This window comes from Stenotrophomonas sp. ZAC14D2_NAIMI4_7 (assembly GCF_003086675.1).
GTDB lineage: Bacteria > Pseudomonadota > Gammaproteobacteria > Xanthomonadales > Xanthomonadaceae > Stenotrophomonas.
Window position 1 is genome coordinate 1,664,633 of record NZ_CP025995.1, and the last position, 21,131, is coordinate 1,685,763.

General features: G+C 68.3%; 15 protein-coding genes and 1 tRNA gene. 15 read left to right on the top strand and 1 reads right to left on the bottom strand.

What is annotated here, in order from left to right:
• The first annotated feature begins 335 nt into the window (after positions 1–335).
• The 15 genes from folP to C1922_RS07865 all read left to right on the top strand — a co-directional run bounded on the left by folP (position 336) and on the right by C1922_RS07865 (position 18,970).
• Positions 336–1,232: a dihydropteroate synthase gene (gene folP / locus C1922_RS07795; RefSeq protein WP_108749241.1), complete on the top strand. Its 897-nt coding sequence runs from the start codon at positions 336–338 to the stop codon at positions 1,230–1,232.
• Complete coding sequence (gene miaA, locus C1922_RS07800) at positions 1,232–2,185, top strand: tRNA (adenosine(37)-N6)-dimethylallyltransferase MiaA (protein WP_108749242.1); 954 nt, start codon at positions 1,232–1,234, stop codon at positions 2,183–2,185. The genes folP and miaA overlap by 1 nt, the downstream gene beginning before the upstream one ends.
• 96 nt (positions 2,186–2,281) lie before the next feature.
• Positions 2,282–2,557 carry an RNA chaperone Hfq gene (gene hfq / locus C1922_RS07805; protein ID WP_079221450.1) on the top strand — a complete coding sequence of 92 codons (276 nt, stop codon included), beginning with the start codon at positions 2,282–2,284 and terminating at the stop codon, positions 2,555–2,557.
• A 14-nt stretch (positions 2,558–2,571) separates the two neighbouring features.
• Complete coding sequence (hflX, locus tag C1922_RS07810; protein ID WP_108749243.1) at positions 2,572–3,882, top strand: ribosome rescue GTPase HflX; 1,311 nt, start codon at positions 2,572–2,574, stop codon at positions 3,880–3,882.
• A gap of 163 nt (positions 3,883–4,045) precedes the next feature.
• Positions 4,046–5,353, top strand: coding sequence for an MFS family transporter (locus tag C1922_RS07815; RefSeq protein WP_108749244.1), 1,308 nt, complete (start codon positions 4,046–4,048; stop codon positions 5,351–5,353).
• Between the two features lie 62 nt (positions 5,354–5,415).
• On the top strand, positions 5,416–5,910 hold the full coding sequence (locus C1922_RS07820; protein WP_108751521.1) for a nicotinamide-nucleotide amidohydrolase family protein: 495 nt from the start codon (positions 5,416–5,418) through the stop codon (positions 5,908–5,910).
• Positions 5,911–5,945: 35 nt separating this feature from the next.
• Positions 5,946–7,628, top strand: a complete 1,683-nt coding sequence (ubiB, locus tag C1922_RS07825) for a 2-polyprenylphenol 6-hydroxylase (RefSeq protein ID WP_108749245.1) — start codon at positions 5,946–5,948, stop codon at positions 7,626–7,628.
• A gap of 140 nt (positions 7,629–7,768) precedes the next feature.
• Positions 7,769–8,404 carry a transcriptional repressor LexA gene (gene lexA, locus C1922_RS07830; RefSeq protein WP_108749246.1) on the top strand — a complete coding sequence of 212 codons (636 nt, stop codon included), beginning with the start codon at positions 7,769–7,771 and terminating at the stop codon, positions 8,402–8,404.
• Positions 8,405–8,608: 204 nt separating this feature from the next.
• Positions 8,609–9,646, top strand: coding sequence for a recombinase RecA (gene recA, locus C1922_RS07835; protein WP_108749247.1), 1,038 nt, complete (start codon positions 8,609–8,611; stop codon positions 9,644–9,646).
• 111 nt (positions 9,647–9,757) lie between these two features.
• Positions 9,758–10,249, top strand: a complete 492-nt coding sequence (gene recX / locus C1922_RS07840) for a recombination regulator RecX (protein WP_108749248.1) — start codon at positions 9,758–9,760, stop codon at positions 10,247–10,249.
• 109 nt (positions 10,250–10,358) lie between these two features.
• Positions 10,359–13,007 (top strand): alanine--tRNA ligase, encoded by a 2,649-nt coding sequence (gene alaS / locus C1922_RS07845; RefSeq protein ID WP_108749249.1) that lies wholly within the window; start codon positions 10,359–10,361, stop codon positions 13,005–13,007.
• 150 nt (positions 13,008–13,157) lie between these two features.
• Positions 13,158–13,361: a carbon storage regulator CsrA gene (gene csrA, locus C1922_RS07850; protein WP_108749250.1), complete on the top strand. Its 204-nt coding sequence runs from the start codon at positions 13,158–13,160 to the stop codon at positions 13,359–13,361.
• Between the two features lie 78 nt (positions 13,362–13,439).
• Positions 13,440–13,532 (top strand) — tRNA-Ser (locus C1922_RS07855).
• A gap of 168 nt (positions 13,533–13,700) precedes the next feature.
• Entirely contained in the window at positions 13,701–18,386 is a 4,686-nt protein-coding gene (locus C1922_RS07860; RefSeq protein ID WP_108751522.1) for an ATP-dependent helicase, read from the top strand.
• A 101-nt stretch (positions 18,387–18,487) separates the two neighbouring features.
• Entirely contained in the window at positions 18,488–18,970 is a 483-nt protein-coding gene (locus tag C1922_RS07865; protein WP_108749251.1) for a LuxR family transcriptional regulator, read from the top strand.
• Between the two features lie 44 nt (positions 18,971–19,014).
• On the opposite strand, the gene C1922_RS07870 is transcribed toward C1922_RS07865, so the two are convergent.
• Positions 19,015–21,123: a phospholipase C, phosphocholine-specific gene (locus C1922_RS07870; protein WP_108751523.1), complete on the bottom strand. Its 2,109-nt coding sequence runs from the start codon at positions 21,121–21,123 to the stop codon at positions 19,015–19,017.
• Between the last annotated feature and the right edge of the window lie 8 nt (positions 21,124–21,131).

Genomic DNA, 21,131 nt, shown 5'->3' on the forward strand with positions numbered 1-21,131 from the left:
CGTGATGCGGAAGATGCTGGTCATTCTCAACGCCCGCGTGCGCGACGCCTCAAGCGGACCGATCCCCGCTTGAGGCACGCCCAGGGCGCACGGCAGCGGCTGCCGGCCGGCAGCCGGCTTTGCCGTGTCTGTCTGCCAGACGGCCAAAATCCCATCCCACAACACAGTTGCTACATGGACGTACTTGCGGCGTGTCCTGCCCACCCACACCGCCCCGCCATCCCACGGAATGCCCGCTTTTGACGTTGCTTCAGTCGAGCACGGCTCGACTCTACAAGGGTGCAGGGCGCAGTCCTGCCGAACTAAACTAGACGCCGTTACCTGCAGGATCGCCCATGTTCGATATCTCGCCCCAGCTCGACTGCGCCGGCCGCATCCTGCGCCTGGATCGCGCCCAGGTCATGGGCATCGTCAACGTGACCCCCGATTCGTTCTCCGACGGCGGCGCACATGACAGCACCGACGCGGCGGTCGCCCATGGCCTGAAGCTGGTGGAGCAGGGCGCCGACCTGCTCGATATTGGCGGTGAATCGACCCGCCCGGGCGCCGCCCCGGTGTCGATCGACGAAGAGCTGCAGCGCGTCGTGCCGGTCATCGAACAGCTCGCGGCCCGCACCCAGGTGCCGATCAGCATCGATACCTTCAAGCCGGAAGTGATGCGCGCGGCCGTGGCCGCTGGCGCGGGCATGATCAACGACATCTACGGGCTTCGCCAGGAGGGCGCGCTGGAAGCCGCCGCCGCCGCGGGCGTGCCGGTGGTGCTGATGCACATGCAGGGCGAACCCGGCAACATGCAGGCCGAACCGCACTACGACGACGTGGTGGCCGAGGTGCACGGCTTCCTGGTGCAGCGCCTGTTTGCCGCTGAAATGGCCGGCATCGCCAAGAAGCATCTGGTCATCGACCTCGGCTTCGGCTTCGGCAAGACCACCGCGCACAACATGACCCTGCTTGCCCGTTCCGAGCGCTTCCTGGAACTGGGCGTGCCGATGCTGGCCGGCCTGTCGCGCAAGCGCAGCCTGGGCGAGCTGACCGGGCGGCAGGTGCCGTCCGATCGCGTCGCAGCGTCGGTGGCCGCGCACCTGATCGCGGTGCAGCGCGGCGCGCGCATCGTGCGCGTGCACGACGTGGCCGCAACGGTCGATGCATTGAAGATCTGGCAGGCGGTCGAGGCCGTGCCCGCCCCGCGCGTGGCCGCCTCCGCGGCGATCCGCTGGCCGGACGAAGACTGATGGCCGCCGACCGGCGACCGCTGGCGATCGCCGTGATGGGGCCGACCGCCAGCGGCAAGACCGCTACCGCGATCGCCCTGGCCAAGCAGTTGAATGGCGAGATCGTCAGCGTCGATTCGGCGCTGGTCTACCGCGGCCTGGATATCGGCTCGGCCAAGCCGGACGCCGCCGAACGCGCGCAGGCGGCGCACCATCTGCTGGACCTGCGTGATCCCTGGCAGACCTATTCGGCCGCCGAGTTCGCCGCCGACGCAGGCCGCGTGGTGGCAGACATCGTGGCCCGTGGCCGCATGCCGATCCTGGCCGGCGGCACCGGCCTGTACTTCCGGGCGTTGCTGGAAGGCCTTTCGCCGATGCCGGAAGCCGATCCCGGCATGCGCGAAGCGCTGGCGGCAGAGGCGGCCGAGCGTGGCTGGGCTGCCCTGCACAACGAGCTGGCGGCGGTCGATCCGGCCGCGGCGGCGCGCATCCATGCCACCGACCCGCAGCGCATCCAGCGGGCGCTGGAGGTGTACCGGCTGACCGGCACGCCGATCACCGAACTGCAGCGCCAGCGCGGTGTCGCGCCGCTGCCGGTGCGGACCCTGAAGCTGATCCTGGCGCCGCGCGAGCGGTCAGTGCTGCACCAGCGCATCGAAGCGCGGTTCGATACCATGCTGGCGAAGGGGTTCCTGGACGAGGTGCGTGCCCTGCGCGCCCTGCCGCAGATGGCCGCCGTGGCCGCGCCGCTGGACCTGCCGGCGGTCCGGGCGGTCGGCTACCGCCAGGCCTGGGAATTCCTGGACGGGCAGGGCACTGCCGCCGGGTTCCGTGACAAGGGCATCTTCGCCACCCGCCAGCTGGCCAAGCGCCAGCTGACCTGGCTGCGCGGCGAGCTTGATGCCCGCTGGTTCGACCCCCATATCGACCAACAGCGGCTGGCCGACGCAGTCGCGACCTTCGTCGCACGCTGAACGGCCGCTGGCCGTGTACCATCATGGGCCGGCGTGCGGCTCGGGGGCCGCAGCCAGCGCCGGCAATCCAATAAGAACAATAATCAGGAGTATGCAATGTCCAAGGGGCAATCGCTGCAGGATCCTTTCCTGAACGCACTGCGGCGCGAACGCGTGCCGGTTTCGGTGTACCTGGTCAACGGTATCAAGCTGCAGGGCACGATCGAATCGTTCGATCAGTTCGTTGTCCTGCTGCGCAACACCGTCAGCCAGATGGTCTACAAGCACGCCATCTCCACGGTGGTGCCGGCACGCAACGTCAAGGTCGGCCCGGGTGGCGGCTACGTGCAGTCGGGTGAAAATGGTCAGGCGGGTGATGAAGCAGACGAGTAACAACGGAGCGGTGAATGTTTGACCGCTCGAAACGGGGCGAACACGCCCTGCTGATCCAGCCCCACTTCGGCAAGCTGGAAGAGGATGTGCTGGAAGAATTCGGCGATCTGGCCCGCTCGGCCGGGGCCAGCATCGCTGCCACCATCACCGCGCGCCTGGATCGCCCCAATCCGTCCACCCTGATCGGCAGCGGCAAGCTGGATGAGATCAAGGCGGCGGTGGAGGCTACCGGCGCCGACCTGATCCTGGTCAACCACGCACTCAGCCCCGGCCAGGAACGCAACCTGGAGCGCTTCCTGGAGCGCCGGGTGATCGACCGTACCGGTCTGATCCTGGACATCTTCGCCCAGCGTGCGCACAGCCACGAAGGCAAGCTGCAGGTCGAGCTGGCCCAGCTGCGGCATATCGCCACGCGGCTGGTGCGCGGCTGGACCCACCTGGAGCGCCAGCGCGGCGGTTCGATCGGCCTGCGTGGCCCGGGTGAAACCCAGCTGGAAACCGACCGCCGCCTGCTGCAGAAGCGGGTGGAACAGCTGCAGAAGCGGCTGGAAAAGGTGGAAGTGCAGCGCACCCAGATGCGCCGTGCGCGCGTGCGCAGCGAACTGCCGCGCGTGGCCCTGGTGGGCTACACCAACGCCGGCAAGTCCACGCTGTTCAACGCGCTGACCGGTGCCGAGGCGTACGCGGCCGACCAGCTGTTCGCCACCCTGGATCCGACCGTGCGACGCATTGCGGTGCCCGGTGGCAACGTGGTGCTGGCCGACACCGTGGGCTTCGTGCGCGACCTGCCGCATGACCTGGTGGCGGCGTTCCGCTCCACCCTGTCCGAGGCGCGCGAGGCGGATTTCCTGCTGCATATCGTCGATGCCGCCGACCCGCACCGCGAAGAGCGCATCGCCCAGGTGGACGAGGTGCTGGCCGCGGTGGGTGCAGGTGACCTTCCGCAGTTGCTGGTGTTCAACAAGATCGACCGCATTGACGGCGCGCAGGTGCGCCACGACGGCCAGGACGGCGTGCCCGACGAGGCACGTCGCGAGCGGGTCTGGATCTCGGCGCGTGACGGCCAGGGCCTGGAGCTGCTGCAGACCGTGCTGGGCCGCCGCCTGGGCCTGCAGCACGTGACCGGCGAGCTGCGCCTGCCACCCAGTGCGGGGCGCCTGCGCGCACGCCTGCACCAGCTGGAAGTGATCCGCAGCGAGCAGGCCGATGAAGACGGCTGGCTGCTGCAGGTCGACCTGCCGATCGCCGAGGCCGAGAAACTGGCGGCGAGCGCCGATGGCGCGCTGATCCGCGCATTGCTGCCGGAAAAACTGCCGGAGTGGTGATGTCGGCGGCCGGGGTCGTAGCCCGTTGCGTTGCAACGGAATCCGACCCCGTCGCACAACCGGCCGATTACCGCACGCCAGCCGCCTGATGCTGCACACCGTCTTGCACACGGCGGGAGGATGATCCGAAGGTCGGCCCCCACGGCCCCCTTCGGAGTTCCCCATGTCGCAGGCCCCGGCCGTCGATCTGCCCCAGTACACCGCTGCGGAGAAGCGCCATCGCGTCTTCGCCATCATGTCGGCCTCGTCCGGCAACCTGGTGGAATGGTTCGACTTCTACGTCTACGCGTTCTGTGCGATCTACTTCGCGGGCGCCTTCTTCCCCGCCTCCAATCCCACCGTGCAGCTGCTCAACACCGCCGGCGTGTTCGCGGCCGGTTTCCTGATGCGGCCGATCGGCGGCTGGCTGTTCGGCCGCATTGCTGACCGCCTGGGGCGCAAGAAGTCGCTGCTGATCTCGGTCAGCATGATGTGCGGCGGTTCGCTGATGGTGGCCTGCCTGCCGACCTACGCGACCATCGGTGCGCTGGCGCCGGTGCTGCTGCTGGTGGCGCGGCTGATCCAGGGCCTGTCGGTGGGCGGCGAGTACGGCACCACGGCCACCTACATGAGCGAAGTCGCGCTGCGCGGCCAGCGCGGATTCTTCTCTTCGTTCCAGTACGTCACCCTGATCGGCGGCCAGCTGCTGGCCGTGCTGGTGATCGTCATCATGGAATCGGTGCTGAGCGAGGCCGAGATCCGCGCCTGGGGCTGGCGCATTCCGTTCGTGCTGGGTGCCGTCGCCGCCGTGGTGGCGCTGCTGCTGCGGCGTACCCTGCACGAGACCCAGAGCGAATCGAGCCGCGATGACAAGGACGCCGGCACGCTGGGCGCGCTGTTCCGCGACCACAAAGCGGCCTTCTTGACCGTGCTCGGCTATACCGCCGGCGGCTCGCTGATCTTCTACACCTTCACCACCTACATGCAGAAGTTCCTGGTGAACACGGTGCACCTGCCGATCAAGACCGCCAGTTACGTGATGACCGGGGCATTGTTCCTGTACATGTGCATGCAGCCGCTGTTCGGCATGCTCTCCGACCGCATCGGCCGTCGCACCAGCATGATGCTGTTCGGTGCGCTCGGTGCGCTCACCACCGTGCCGATCCTGATCACCCTGCAGCACGTCACCAGCCCGTGGGCGGCCTTCGGGCTGATCGTGCTGGCGTTGGCCATCGTCAGTTTCTACACCTCGATCTCGGGCATCGTGAAAGCTGAAATGTTCCCGCCGCAGGTGCGCGCACTGGGCGTGGGCCTGGCCTACGCCATCGGCAACGCCGTGTTCGGTGGCAGTGCCGAGTACGCCGCGCTGGGGCTGAAGCAGCTGGGCCATGAGCAGCTGTTCTTCTGGTATGTCACGGTGATGATGGTGGTGGCTTTCCTGGTCAGCCTGCGCCTGCCGGCCCAGGCCCGTTACCTGCACCACGACCACTGATGCGGCGGGACAGCGGCGCGGATCTGCGGTACAACGTGCCGTCGTTTCCGCGAACCCTGCCGATGTCCATTCCCACCGATGCCGATCTGAATGCCCAGGCCGCCGCGCTTGGGCAGCGCCTGCAGCACGCCGCGCTGCAACTGGTCACCGCCGAAAGCTGCAGTGGCGGCTGGATCGCCAAATGCATGACCGATATCGCCGGTTCGTCGGCGTTCTTCGACTGCGGCATGGTGGTCTACAGCTACGAGGCCAAGCAGCGGCTGCTGGGGGTGCGCGCGCAGACGCTGGAGCAGTCCGGTGCGGTCAGCCGCGAAACGGTGCTGGAAATGGTGTCCGGCGCGCTGGTCAATTCCGGGGCCGGCATTGCCGTTGCGGTCACCGGCATTGCCGGCCCGGGCGGTGGCAGCGCGGACAAGCCGGTGGGCAGTGTCTGGATCGGCTGGAAGCGCCGCGGCGGCTATGCGCATGCGGAATTGTTCCAGTTCGATGGCGACCGCGACGCCATCCGCCGGCAGACCGTTGCGGCAGCATTGCGCGGCATCGACGCCCAGCTGTGACATGCTGGCCCGGTACATGACCGGAGGCGTCAGCGATGTGGGAAACACTGGGCACAGTCCGTGACCTGGGCCGGCTGCAGGAAATCGCGGCCGTCCTGATCCGCTATGGATTCGGTGATGTGGTGCGCCGCATCGGCCTGGCCAGCGTGCTGGAGCGCGCCGGCCGCCTGCTGCACTGGAACGAGGAAGGCCAGCAGATGCTGCGCATGACCGCGCCGGTGCGCGTGCGCAGCGCCCTGCAGGATCTGGGGCCGACCTTCGTGAAGCTTGGCCAGGTGCTGGCCACGCGCGTGGACCTGCTGCCGCCGGACTGGATCGCCGAGCTGTCCGAACTGCAGAACGCCGTGCCCGCGCTGCCATACGCGGCCATCCGCGAACAACTGGAAGCCGACCTGGGGGCGCCGCCGGCGCAGGTGTTCGCCTTCCTGGATGAAACGCCGATGGCGGCCGCCTCGCTGGCCCAGGCACACCGGGCGCGCCTGCATGACGGCAGCGAGGTGGTGTTGAAAGTGCGCCGGCCCGGCATCCGTGACGTGGTCGAAGCCGACCTGCGGTTGCTGGCGCGCCTGGCCGAGATCGTGGAAGCACGGCTGCCCGACCTGCGCCGCTACCGGCCGGCCGAAGTGGTGCAGCAGTTCACCGTATCGCTGCGCCGCGAACTGGATTTCGCCGCCGAATGCCGCAACGCCGAGCGCATCGCCCGCAATTTCGAAGGGCGCGACGACATCCTGGTACCCGCGGTGCACTGGCAGTGGACCTGCGAAAGCCTGAACGTGCAGGACTTCGTGGACGGCATTCCCGGCCGTGATCTGGCGGCCGTGGATGCCGCCGGCCTGGACCGGCGTACGCTGGCGCGGCGCGGTGCCGACATCGTCCTGAAGATGGTGCTCGAGGACGGCAGCTTCCATGCCGATCCGCACCCGGGCAACATCATCTACCTGCGCGATGGCCGTATCGGGGTGATCGACTTCGGCATGGTCGGCGCTTTGTCCGAAGTGCGCCGATTCCAGGTCGCGCAGCTGCTGCACGGGCTGGTGGAACAGGACCCGCAAGGCGTGGCCGACGTGCTGCTGGACTGGGCCGGTGGCGTGGAGGTGGATGAAAACCGGCTGCAGCACGACATCAGCCAGTTCGTCGACCAGTACCGCGGGGTGCCGCTGAAGGACCTGCGCATCGGCCTGATGCTGGGTGACATCACCCAGCTGCTGCGCAGCTACAGCCTGACCCTGCCGGCCGACCTGGCGCTGATGATCAAGGCCTTCCTGACCCTGGAGGGCATGGGCCGGCAGCTGGACCCGGATTTCGACATGGCCAGCGCCGCGCGGCCGTTCCTTGAGCGCGTGGTGCTGCAGCGCTATGCACCGCGAGCGCTGATCAAGCGGGGCCGGCGCTCGCTGCAGGGCATGATCGATCTGGCCGGCGAACTGCCGCGCGACCTGCGCAAGCTGGTGCAGGCGGCGCGCCGCGGCCGCCTGCAGTTGAAGGTGGAGACCAGCGCCCTGCAAGGCTTCGGCGACCAGGTGAACCGGGCCGCCAACCGGCTGGTGATGGGCATCGTCACCGCCGCGCTGATCATCGGCTCGTCCATCGTGATGCACAGCGTGGGCGGCATCTCCAGTCGCTGGCTGCTGGCGCTGGGGGTGTGCGGCTTCGTCGGCGCCGGGTTCTGCGGGGTGTGGATCCTGTTCTCGATCTGGCGCAGCGGCAAGCACACGTAACCTGCGCGATTCCGGTAGGGCCGATCCGGTAGAGCCGACTGTCAGTCGGCTGCCCTTGCCGTTGCCTGCTGGTCCATGCCCCGCCGCCGTGTCGCACCCGGCACTTGCGGCGGCCGATATTAGTAGTAATACTACTAACCATGGACCTGACCGACACCCAGCAGGCGATCCTGCAGTTGATCGCCGAGCGTATCGAGAGCGATGGCGCACCGCCGTCGCAGACTGAAATCGCACGCGCCTTCGGCTTCAAGGGCGTCCGCGCGGCCCAGTACCATCTGGAAGCGCTGGAGCAGGCCGGGGCGATTCGTCGCATTCCGGGCCAGGCCCGTGGCATCCGTCTGGTACAGGCGCCGCCGCTGCAGAAACTGGCCGAACCGGGGCTGCCCGACAGCGTGCTGCGGCTGCCGGTGCTGGGTCGGGTCGCGGCCGGTCTGCCGATCGGCGCCGACATCGGCTCGGACGACTTCGTGGTGCTGGACCGGGTGTTCTTCTCGCCCGCGCCGGACTATCTGCTGAAGGTGCAGGGCGATTCGATGATCGACGAAGGCATCTTCGACGGGGACCTGATCGGTGTGCACCGTACCCGCGACGCCCATTCCGGGCAGATCGTGGTGGCCCGCATCGACGACGAGATCACCGTCAAGCTGCTGAAGATCGCCAAGGACCGCATCCGTCTGCTGCCGCGCAACCCCGACTACAAGCCGATCGAGGTCCTGCCCGACCAGGACTTCGCCATCGAGGGCCTGTACTGCGGCCTGCTGCGGCCCAACCGTTGACCCGTTCCACGGCGCAATTCCCCGCGGTCTTTTGTGGCGATTCTCTGGTTCCACTGAGGTTGGTACGGATGTCCGATAATTCTTTTCAGAGCGCCGGGCAGAATCTCAGCCTGTGCGATACGTCCGACTTAAAGTGAGCCCATGGCAAAGAAGACCCCCAAAGACAGCACCCCCAACGACATGACCTCTGCAAGGACCAATACGATGGACGAGAACAAGAAGCGCGCCTTGGCTGCTGCTCTGGGCCAGATCGAGAAGCAGTTCGGCAAGGGCTCGGTGATGCGCATGGGCGACCGCGTGGTCGAGCCCGTCGAAGCCATCCCGACCGGTTCGCTGATGCTCGACATCGCACTGGGCATCGGCGGTCTGCCGAAGGGCCGTGTCGTTGAAATCTATGGTCCGGAATCGTCGGGCAAGACCACCCTGACCCTGCAGGCCATTGCCGAATGCCAGAAGATGGGCGGCACCGCTGCCTTCATCGATGCCGAGCATGCGCTGGACCCGATCTACGCCGGCAAGCTGGGCGTGAACGTGGACGACCTGCTGCTGTCGCAGCCCGATACCGGTGAGCAGGCGCTGGAAATCGCCGACATGCTGGTGCGTTCGGGTTCGGTGGACATCCTGGTGATCGACTCGGTGGCCGCGCTGACCCCGAAGGCCGAAATCGAAGGCGAAATGGGTGATCAGCTGCCGGGCCTGCAGGCCCGCCTGATGAGCCAGGCCCTGCGCAAGCTGACCGGCAACATCAAGCGTTCCAACACGCTGGTCATCTTCATCAACCAGCTGCGCATGAAGATCGGCGTGATGATGCCGGGCCAGAGCCCGGAAACCACCACCGGCGGCAATGCGCTGAAGTTCTACGCCTCGGTCCGCCTGGATATCCGCCGCATCGGTGCGATCAAGAAGGGCGACGAGATCATCGGCAACCAGACCAAGATCAAGGTCGTCAAGAACAAGCTGGCACCGCCGTTCAAGCAGGTCATCACTGAAATCCTGTACGGCGAGGGCATCAGCCGCGAGGGCGAACTGATCGACATGGGCGTGGACGCCAAGCTGGTCGAGAAGGCAGGCGCCTGGTACAGCTACGGCGAAGAGCGTATCGGCCAGGGCAAGGACAACGCGCGCGGCTATCTGCGCGACAACCCGTCCGTGGCTGCCAAGCTGGAAGCCGAACTGCGCGAGAAGTTCCAGCCGGCCGAAGCGGCGCGCGAAGAAGGCGACGACGACGGCGACGACGAGTAAGTCTTGCTGTGGGGCAGGGCGGCGCCGTCAGTGACGTTGCCCTGTCCCGCAGGTTCGAATCGCCCACGGATGGGCTGGGTGCCAGGGACGGCGCCACCCTTGGAGTAACCGATGTCCGACGCTGACGACGTCCCCACCGGCCGCAAGCGCCGGCCCCGCGAGCAGACGCCGGTGCAGCGCGCCCTGGGCCTGCTGGTGCGGCGTGAGCATTCGCGCAAGGAATTGACCCGCAAGCTGACCGCCCGCGGGATCGAGGATGAGGCAGCGCAGGCCGCCGTGGCCAAGCTGACCGAGGCAGGCTGGCAGGACGACACCCGCTTTGCCGAGAATCTGGTGCGCATGCGTGCCAACACCGGTTATGGCCCGATCCACGTGCGCGCCGAACTGGGGACCCATGGCCTGGACAGTGCGGCCATCAGCGCCGCCATGGACAGCTACGAGGGCGATTGGCAGGAAAACGCCCGCGATCTGGTCCGCCGCCGCTTCGGCGAGGACGGTCCGCAGGACCTGGCCCAGCGCCGCAAGGCCGCCGATCTGCTGGCCCGGCGGGGCTTCGACGGCGACACCATCCGCCGCGCCACCCGCTTCGACCCGGATGACTGAGACTGGCGGCGCCGGGCCTGCTACCCTTTAGGTTTTCGGCGGTCCGTCGCGACCCCGGCCAGTGCGGCCGGCGGTGCAGGGTCGCCGGCCCGCAGACTGCCAGCCCCCAATGAACGCATCCGCCAAATTCACGACTTCCCAGATCCGCAGCGATTTCCTTGAATTCTTCAAGGGCAAAGGCCATACCATCGTGCCGTCCGCGCCGCTGGTGCCGGGCAACGATCCGACCCTGCTGTTCACCAATTCCGGCATGGTGCAGTTCAAGGACGTGTTCCTTGGCGCGGAAAAGCGCAGCTACGTGCGCGCGGCCGACGTGCAGCGCTGCCTGCGCGCCGGCGGCAAGCACAACGACCTGGACCAGGTGGGTTACACCGCGCGCCACCACACCTTCTTTGAAATGCTGGGCAACTGGTCCTTCGGTGACTACTTCAAGAAGGACGCCATTGCCTGGGCCTGGGAACTGCTGACCCAGGTCTGGAAGCTGCCGGCCGATCGCCTGCTGGTCACCGTCTACCAGACCGACGACGAAGCCTATGCGCTGTGGCGCGACATGGTCGGCATTCCGGAAGAGCGCATCGTGCGCATCGGCGACAACAAGGGCGCCCCGTTCGCCTCGGACAACTTCTGGCAGATGGCCGACACCGGCCCCTGCGGCCCGTGCACCGAGATCTTCTATGACCACGGCGACCATATTGCCGGTGGCCCCCCGGGTTCGCCGGATGAAGACGGCGACCGCTTCATCGAGATCTGGAACCTGGTCTTCATGCAGTTCGACCGCCAGCCCGACGGCACCCTGGTGCCGCTGCCGGCGCCGTGCGTGGACACCGGCATGGGCTTGGAGCGCCTGGCCGCGATCCTGCAGCACGTGCACACCAACTACGAGATCGACCTGTTCCAGGCGCTGATCCGCAAGGCCAGCGAGCTGACCGGCACGGCCGATCTGGAAAACAAGTCGCTGCGCGTGATCGCCGATCACATCCGCGCCTGCTCGTTCCTGATCGTCGATGGCGTGCTGCCGTCCAACGAAGGACGCGGCTATGTCCTGCGCCGCATCATCCGTCGCGCCCTGCGCCACGGCTGGATGCTGGGCGTGCGCCAGCCGTTCTTCAGCAAGCTGGTGCCGACCCTGGTCGAGCAGATGGGCGAGGCCTACCCGGAACTGCCGGCGGCGGTGGACACCGTCACCCGCGCCCTGCAGGCCGAAGAGGAGCGTTTCGCCGAAACCCTCGACGCCGGCATGAAGATCTTCGAGGACGTGGCCGCCAAGGCCGGCAATGGCGTTATTCCGGGCGTGGACGCATTCCGCCTGTACGACACCTATGGCTTCCCGCTGGACCTGACCCAGGACATTGCCCGCGAACGCGAACTGACCGTGGACATCGCCGGTTTCGACGCGGCCATGGAACAGCAGCGCGAGACGGCGCGCGCGGCCGGCAAGTTCGGCGGCGGCGTGACCCTGCCGGCCGAGCTGGTGGCCACGCTCACCCCGACCGCGTTCCTGGGCTACGACCGCCTGCAGGCCGATGGCCTGACCGTGCTGGCCGTGCTCAAGGACGGCCGCCCAGTGGCTGCCGCCGATGCCGGCGATGCCGTCATCGTGATCACCGACCAGACCCCGTTCTATGCTGAATCCGGCGGCCAGGTGGGCGATACCGGCGTGCTGAGCGGCGCCGGCGTGCGCTTGGACGTGACCGATACGCAGAAGTTCGCCGGCCAGTTCCATGGCCACGTCGGTACCCTGGCCGAAGGCGGCCTGAAGGTGGGCGACGTGCTGGCTGGCCAGGTCGATGGCGAGCGCCGTGGCGCCACCATCCTCAACCACTCGGCCACCCACCTGCTGCACGCCGCCCTGCGCGAAGTGCTGGGCACCCACGTGCAGCAGAAGGGCTCGCTGGTGGCACCGGACCGCCTGCGCTTCGACTTCTCGCATTTCCAGCCGATTTCGGCCGAGGAACTGGCGATCATCGAGCGCAAGGTCAACCAGCAGGTGCGTGCCAACAACGCCGCCGAAGTGCACAACATGGGCATGCAGGAAGCGCTGGATTTCGGCGCCATGGCCCTGTTCGGCGAGAAGTACGGCGAGAACGTGCGCGTGCTGAAGATGGGCGACTACTCCACCGAACTGTGTGGCGGTACCCACGTCGGCCGCACCGGCGACATCGGTCTGTTCAAGATCACCTCTGAAGGTGGTGTCTCGGCCGGCGTGCGCCGCATCGAGGCCGTGACCGGGCAGGGCGCGCTGGACTACGTGGATGCCGAAGAGGCCCGCCTGGCCGAGGCGGCCGAACTGCTCGGCGGCAGCGCTGCCGACGTGGTCGAGAAGATCCGCGCGCTGGGCCAGCGCCAGAAGCAGCTGGAACGCGAACTGGAGGCAGTGAAGGCCAAGGTTGCCGCCGGCGCTACCGCCGACCTGTCCAGCCAGGCCGTGGAAGTGGCCGGGGTGAAGGTCCTGGCCGCCCGCCTGGAAGGCTTCGATGCCAAGGCCCTGCGTGATGCCATCGACCGCCTGAAGCAGCAGCTGGGCGACGCGGTGATCGTGCTGGCCGGCGCCCAGGACGGCAAGGCCGCCCTGGTTGCCGGTGTGAACGGTAGTGCAATGGGCAAGGTCAAGGCCGGGGAACTGTTGTCCCACATCGCCGGTCAGATCGGGGGCAAGGGCGGCGGACGCCCGGACCTCGCCCAGGGTGGTGGCGAGGACGGGCCCGCCCTTGCTACCGCGCTGTCTGCGGTCGTCGAATGGGTCAGCCCCCGCCTGTGATGAATGCCCGGCCGTCCCCCTCCTTGTAGGAGCGGGACGGCTGACGGTACCATTGCGGAATCTTTTCCCTTTGTCGTGGGGACGCTTCTTGACGGAGCGTCAAGCCGGTGGGGGATACCCTTCCACACGGTTCCATGGAGACTTTCAAAAATGTTGATCCTCACTCGCCGCGTTGGCGAAACCCTGATGATCGGTGACTCGGTCAGCGTCACTGTGCTGGGCGTCAAGGGCAACCAGGTGCGCATCGGCATCACCGCGCCGAAGGACGTTGCCGTGCATCGCGAAGAGATCTACCAGCGCATCCAGCGCGGTGACGAAGCCGGCAGCACCGGCAACGAAAATTCTGCGGAATAAAGCTTTACCTTCGCGCGTGATTAACGTTATGATTCACGCCCCGCTGAGGTGCAACGCACCAGACGCGGTAAAAACCCCGGAGCGATGCCCGAGTGGCTGAAGGGGCTCCCCTGCTAAGGGAGTATAGGGTCAAAAGCTCTATCGAGGGTTCGAATCCCTCTCGCTCCGCCAGATACAAGAAAGCGCCCGCAGATTTTCGATCTGCGGGCGTTTTTCGTTGTGCGCGTTTCTCTGCGTGCAGCTGTCTGTCGCATGCATGCCTCGACCCTTTCGGCTCGCCGGGGCCGCACTGGTCTTCACGGCGTTGTGCAGCTTCGCCGTATCATCGAACCGTCGAACATGGCGACCGTCACTGCCTTGGATTCCCTGCAGAACTTCCATCCCGCCACGCGTGACTGGTTCCGTTCCACCTTCGCAGCATCGACGCCGGTGCAGGACCAGGCATGGGCATCGATCGCCGCAGGCCAGCACACGCTGGTGGTCGCGCCCACCGGGTCGGGAAAGACGCTGGCGGCCTTCCTGCATGCGATCGACCAGGTGTTCGCCGAGCGCGATGGTGATGCACGCCGCGACTCCGGGGCCAGGCCCGTGGCGCGCACGCGCGTGCTGTACCTGTCGCCGATCAAGGCGCTGGGCAGCGATGTGCAGCGCAACCTGCAGGTGCCGCTGCAGGGCATCAGTGCGCGCCGCAGTGAACGCGGCGACCCGGCCGTTGCGCTCACCGTGGCCATGCGCACCGGTGATACCAGCAGCAGCGACCGCGCGCGGCTGCTGCGGCGTCCGCCGGACATCCTGATCACCACGCCCGAGTCGCTGTATCTGATGCTGACCTCACAGGCGCGGGAGATCCTGCGCGATGTGCATACGGTCATCCTCGATGAGATCCATGCCGTGGCCGGCGGCAAGCGAGGCTCGCACCTGGCCCTCAGCCTGGAGCGGCTGGACGCCTTGCTGCAGGCGCCCGCACAGCGCATCGGCCTGTCCGCCACGGTGCGCCCGGTGCAGGGTGTGGCCGCCTTCCTTGGCGGCGATCGTCCGGTGCAAGTGGTGCAGCCGCCTTTGCAGCGGCAGTTGCAGCTGAAGATCGTGGTGCCGGTAGAGGACATGACCGACCTGGCCATGCACGGCCAGGCAGAAGGGCGCGGTGCCGGCACGCGCGTGGGGTCGATCTGGCCGCACGTGGAGGCCAGCATCCTCGATAACGTGATGCAGCATCGCTCAACGATCGTCTTTGCCAATTCGCGCGGCGTGGCCGAACGGCTCACCGCGCGGCTCAACGAGCTGCATGCCGAGCGCACGAGTGCGGGAAACGCGAGCGGCACCGAAAGTGCGGCCGCAACCGCCTACGGATCATTTACCGGCAGCACGGTGAACCGCGTCACTGCACCTGATGCGGTGATCGCGCGCTCGCACCATGGCTCGGTGTCCAAGGAGCAGCGCGCCGCCATCGAGCAGGCGCTGAAGACGGGTGAACTGCGCTGCGTCGTAGCGACGTCCAGCCTCGAGCTGGGCATCGACATGGGCCTGGTGGATCTGGTCATCCAGGTTGCGGCGCCGCCGTCGGTGTCCAGTGCACTGCAGCGGGTGGGGCGTGCGGGACACCAGGTGGGCGGTATGTCGCGCGGCCTGCTTTACCCGCGTACACGACGTGACCTGGTCGACGCCGCGGTGGTGGTGGACAGCATGCTGGAGGGCCGCATCGAAGCCATCGATCCACCGCGCAACCCGCTTGATGTGCTGGCCCAGCAGACCGTTGCGGCCGTGGCGATGGAGCCGCTCGATGCAGAGGCTTGGTTTGCACGGGTCTGCCGCGCCGCGCCTTACCGCACGCTGCCCCGCAGTGCCTTCGACGCGGTGCTGGACATGTTGGCGGGGCGCTATCCGTCCGACGAATTCGCCGGCTTCCGCCCCCGCCTGGTGTGGGACCGGAAGACAGGCACGTTGACCGCGCGCCCCGGTGCCCGGCAGTTGGCGGTCACCAGTGGCGGCACCATCCCGGACCGCGGCATGTACGCGGTGGTGCTGCCCGAGGGCGAGGAGCAGGCCGGCTCGCGTCGGGTGGGCGAGCTGGACGAGGAAATGGTGCACGAGTCGCGGGTGAACGATGTCATCACCCTCGGCGCCACGTCCTGGCGCATCGACCAGATCACCCTGGACCAGGTCGTGGTGACGCCCGCGCCCGGGCGCTCGGCGCGGCTGCCGTTCTGGCGTGGCGAGGGCATGGGTCGCCCGGCCGAGCTGGGGCAGGCCACCGGCGCGTTCCTGGCCGAACTGCAAGCTGATCCGCGCGGCGCTGGCGAGCCGTCACCGGCGCTGCTGGCGCGGCTGCGCGGGCAAGGCCTGGACGACAGTGCGATCGGCAACATGCTGGCGCTTGTTGCCGAGCAGCAGCAGGCGACCGGCGTGCTGCCGACTGACCTGCGCCTGGTGGTCGAGCGCTGCCGCGATGAACTGGGCGATTGGCGGGTGATGCTGCATTCGCCCTACGGGCGTCGCGTGCACGACCCTTGGGCGCTGGCCGTGGCCGCGCGGCTGCGCGAGCAGGCGGGCATCGACCCGGCCGTGGTGGCCAGCGACGATGGCATCATCGTGCGCATCCCTGACCGCAGCGGCGCGGCGCCGGGCGCTGACGTCTTTCTGTTCGACGCGGCCAGCCTGCGCCACACCATCACGCTGTCGGTCACCGGCTCGGCGCTGTTTGCCGCCCGTTTCCGTGAGTGCGCCTCGCGTGCCCTGCTGCTGCCGCGCCGCACGCCGGGCAAGCGCTCGCCGTTGTGGCAGCAGCGCCTGCGTGCGGGGCAGTTGCTTGAGATCGCGCGCGGCCACGAGGGTTTCCCCATCCTGGTCGAGACCGCGCGCGAATGCCTGCAGGATGTCTACGACCTGGAGGCGCTGGATGCGTTGATGCTGCGCGTGCAGGCCGGCCAGGTGCAGGTGGTCGAGGTGGAGACCGCCGTGCCGTCGCCCTTCGCGGCGGACCTGTTGTTCGGCTATGTCGCCGAGTTCATGTACGAAGCCGACGTGCCCCTGGCTGAACGACGCGCATCGGTGTTGTCGCTCGACAGTGGCCTGCTCGCCGAGCTGCTGGGCCAGGTCGACCTCGGTGAGCTGCTGGACGATGAGGTGGTGGACACCGTCGCGCGTGAGCTGCAGCGCTTGGACCCGCCCCGCCACGCGCGTGGCAGCGAAGGCGTAGCCGACCTGCTGCGCGAGCTTGGCCCATTGTCGGCCAGCGACATCGCGCAGCGCATCACCGAACCCAAGCAGGCGGTGGCCTGGCTGCAGGCGTTGCAGGCTGCTGGGCGTGCCATCCGCGTGACCATCGCCGGTGTGGAACAGTGGGCCGCGGTGGAGGACTCCGCGCGGTTGCGCGATGCCCTCGGGATCGAGCCGCCGGCGGACATTGCCGGGGTATTCCTGGCACCGGTGGTGGATCCACTGGGTGACCTGCTCGGCCGACACGCGCGCCACGTTGGGCCCTTCAGCAGCGGCAGCATGGCGGCCCGCTTCGGATTGGGCGTGGCGGTAGTGGATGACGCGCTGCAGGTGTTGCAGGAGCAGGGCCGGATCATTCGTGGTCGCTTCGGCCTTGATCGTCGCCAGCCGGCCGGCAATGCCGCACCGCCTTCGCCGCGCGCGGCCAATGAATGGGTGGCCGCCGATGTGCTGCAGCGATTGCGGCTGCGCTCGCTGCAGGCCGCCCGCGAGGCAACGCGGCCGGTACCGGTGGAAGCCTACGTGGGCGTGTTGCTGGAAGGGCAGGGCGTGCTGCCCAAGGCCACGCCGGGCAGCGACAGCGAGGCCGTGCTGCAGGTGATTGGACAATTGGCGGGGCTGCCACTGCCGGCATCGCTGTGGGAGCAGCAGGTGCTGCCTGCGCGGGTGCCCGGTTACACGCCTGCGCTGCTGGATGAACTGCTGGCCACCGGTACGGTGCTCTGGGCCGGCCACGGCCGCCTGGGCGATGATGATGGACTGGTGTCGCTGCACCTGCGGGACCATGCGGCCGAAACCCTGCCGCTCATGGCCCGTGATGCCATCCCATCGCCGATGCAGCACGCCATCCTGCAGGTGCTGGCTGCAGGCGGTGCGTTCTTCGCCCGGCAGCTGTCGATGCAGGTACAGCCGCATCTCGCCGATGCAGGTAGTGCAGGCGAGGATTTCCAGACGGCGCTGTGGCAGCTGGCCTGGCGCGGGCAGATCAGCAGTGACCTGTGGGCACCGCTGCGCGCGCTCGGCGGCGTACGCCCGGCGCGGCCGCGGCCGACGTCGGTATCGCGCCGCCGCCGCGACGTTGCCTTCGCACCCCCGGCAACGGGCGCCGCGGGACTGGCGCTGGCCGGCAGCGCGGGGCCGACGCTGGCCGGGCGCTGGTCGCTGCTGCCACAGGAACGGGCCAATGACACGGTGCGTGCGCTGGCGCAGACCGAGGCGCTGCTGGACCGCTACACGGTGCTCACCCGCAGCGCGGCGATGAGCGAGGCCGTGGCCGGCGGCTTCCCGGCACTGCGGCCGGTGCTGCGCAGCATGGAGGACGCAGGCCAGCTGCTGCGCGGACGCTTCGTGCAGGGGATGGGCGGTGCCCAGTTCGCCCAGCGCGCAGACATCGACCACCTGCGTGCCTGTGCCGAGCGTGCGTGCGGCGCTGGCGGATGGGTTGCGCTGTCTGCGATGGATCCGGCCAACCCGTTCGGCAGCCTGTTGCCGTGGCCGCAGGCCCTGGCCGGGTCGAGGCCGGTGCGACGCGCCGGTGCGCTGGTGGTGATCGGTGAGGGGCGGCTGCAGCTGTACCTGCCGCAAGGGGGCCGCCAGCTGTCCAGTTGGATCGATGACACCGACACCGACGCTGCAGCGCGCTGGACGGCGGCGGCACAGGCGCTGGCCGTCGGCCTGCGGCGCGGCCGGCGGCTGTCCTTCACGCTGCAGCGGATCAATGCCGAGCCGGTCCACCGCGGCCTTGCCGTGGACGCCCTGCGCGCGGCGGGGTTCAGCAGTGAGCCGCGCGGGCTGGGCTGGAACGGCTGACGCCCCGCCCAGCGCGAGCGTGAACAGGCGGCTGGGTGAAACTGTGTTCCAGTGTGCGCACGCGTTGCCGCAGATCCTTCTTCACTCGAACGGAGCCTTGCATGAAGCTGTTGTCCGCTGTGCTGCTGTCCGCGCTGTCACTGCAGGCCGGTGCTGCTTCCGCTGCCGATGCCTCCCCGTCGCCACTACTGGGCCGCTGGTCGCTGGACATCTCCACGTCGGCCCTGCCGGAAGCGCAGCGTCCGAAGCAGGTGGTGCTGGAATTCAAGGATGCCGGTGGCGGCCGCTGGAGCTCGCACGTGGACATCGTGCTGCACGATGGCAAGACCATGAAGTCTGACGGTAGGCTGTCGCTGGATGGCACGCCGGGCCCGCTGTCGGGCACTTACGGCGCCGACCAGGCCAACCTCAAGCTGCCGTCGCCCTCCACCTTGGTGATGCAGCTGGTCGACCACGGCGCCCCCGCGTCCACGCGCATCTACACGATCGCGGCCGACCCTTCGACGATGACCGAGACCAAGGCGTTCTACACCCACGAGGGCACGCCGATCCTGCAGACCAACCTGTTCCGGCGCCTGCCCTGAGCGAACGCTCGCGCAGGGCAGGCGCCGCGTGCCCGCGCAGGGATTCAGCCGTGCTCGAAGCGCAGCGGCTGGCTGCCCATCGCCGGGTCACTGCTGCCGGGGCGACCATCTTCGGCGCGACCGGCCAGGCGCAGCTGCTGTTCACCGGCCTGCAGATGCAGGTCATACCAGCCTGCAGTGGGTGCGGCATTCCAGTCCAGCACCTGTTCGGCACCGGCGGCCAGCGACAGCGTCTGTTCCGGCATGTGGCCTGCGTAGGCACCGGCGCTCACGTGGACCGTCTGTGCAGTGGTGCCCTGATTGCGCAACGACAGCCGCAGCCTGCCATCGCGATGCTGCACGAGGGCGTGCAGCGCAGGCGCACTCGCATTGCCCTGGAAGTGGCGATGGAAGCCGTTCGGACCCAGCACCCACAGGTCATAGCGCCCCTGTGCATCCAGCGGCCAGTGGTCCTGCAGCGGGCGCCCCGGCAGCAGCGTGTAGCGCCGCGGAATCTGCTCCAGCCGCAGCCGGTCGTACACGTGCAGCACCGCAGCGGCGCCTTCGCATGACAGCGCCAGCGTGACGCTGTCGGCATTGCGCGTCTCTACCTGCACCTGCGGTCGATAGGGCAGCGCGCGTGCCGGACGCACGCCGCGTTCCTGCCGCGCCGGCTGCAGATCGTCCGGCAATGCCGGCACTGTACGTCCGGGCAGGGTGGCGGCGCGGGCGGCCACCGCGCTGACATCGGGCAGGCCGCGCACGAACGGCCGGGTATCGCGCTGGGCGAAGTCGAACGCGTTGACCAGATCACCGCTGACCGCACGCCGCCACGGTGAGATGTCCGGGCAGGCCACGCCGAAGCGTCGCTCGATCAGGCGCAGCACCGAGGTGTGGTCGTACACCTGCGAGTCGACCCAGCCACCGCGGCTCCACGGCGAAATCACGTACAGGGGCACGCGCGGCCCCATTCCATAGGGGCGGCCACGCAGGTCGGCGTCGTCGTACTTCTCATCGCCCGGTGCCGGGTGCAGGTGGTATTCGCCTTCGGTGCTGACCGCAGAAGCACCGGCCCAGCCATCGCCCTGCGCGGACGGCGGTGCCGGCGGCGGCATGTGGTCGAAGAAACCGTCGTTCTCGTCGAACATCAGCAGCAGCGCGGTACGGCTCCACACCTCCGGATCGGCGGTAAGCGCATCGAGTACGCGCGCGGTGTAGGCCGCGCCCTGGGCGGGGCTGGACGGGCCGGGATGCTCGCTGCCGGCGGCGTCGGCAATGATGAAACTGACCTGCGGCAGCGTCCCGTCGATCACATCCTGGCGCAGTTGCGCCAGCCCGCGGCTGCTGACCGCACGGCGGCGCAGCTGCGGGTCATGTCCTTCAGCGCCGCGATAGGCCTGGCGGAACGCTTCGAAGCCGGCCAGCGGGTTGTCGGTGAAGTTGTCGTCCATGTCCTGGTAGATCTGCCAGGACACGCCGGCCTGCTGCAGGCGTTCCACGTAGCTGGCCCAGTGGTACGACTGCGCGTGGCCGCCGTACTCGGGGAAGTTGTCGTGGGAATTGGCGATGACCGGGCCACCGGCCCGGGCAAAGGCATCGTTGTGGCCGGTCCACAGGAACACGCGGTTCGGGTTGGTGCCCGCCTGCATGGCGCAGTGGTAGGCATCGCAGACGGTGAACGCTTCGGCCAGGGCGAACTGGAACGGCAGGTCGGCCCGCTGGAAGTAGCCCATCGAGTGGTTCTGCTTGGCCTGGGGCCAGTGCGCCATGCGCCCGTGGTCCCAGGCGCGCTGCGCGTCGGGCCAGGTATGCGGGGTGCCTTCCACGCGCATGTAGCCGAAGTGCCGGGCCGTATCCAGGGCGAAGGGGGCGATCGCCCGGTTGCCGTCGGCATCGGGCTGCAGCCACAGCGTGCGCGGCCCCTCGGCGCCGGCCAGTGGCGGTGCCGGCGCCACGAACCGATCACCGAAACCGCGCACGCCGGGCAGGGTGCCGAAGTAGTGGTCGAACGACCGGTTTTCCTGCATGAACACCACGATGTGCTGCAGGTCCTGCAGGCTGCGCGTATGCGCGGCCGGGGCGATCGCTGCGGCCCGGGCAATGCTGGGCAGCAGCGGGGAAAGGCCGGCAGCCACGCCGGCCTGCAACAACCGGCGTCGGCCGATATCAGTCACGGGCTTGC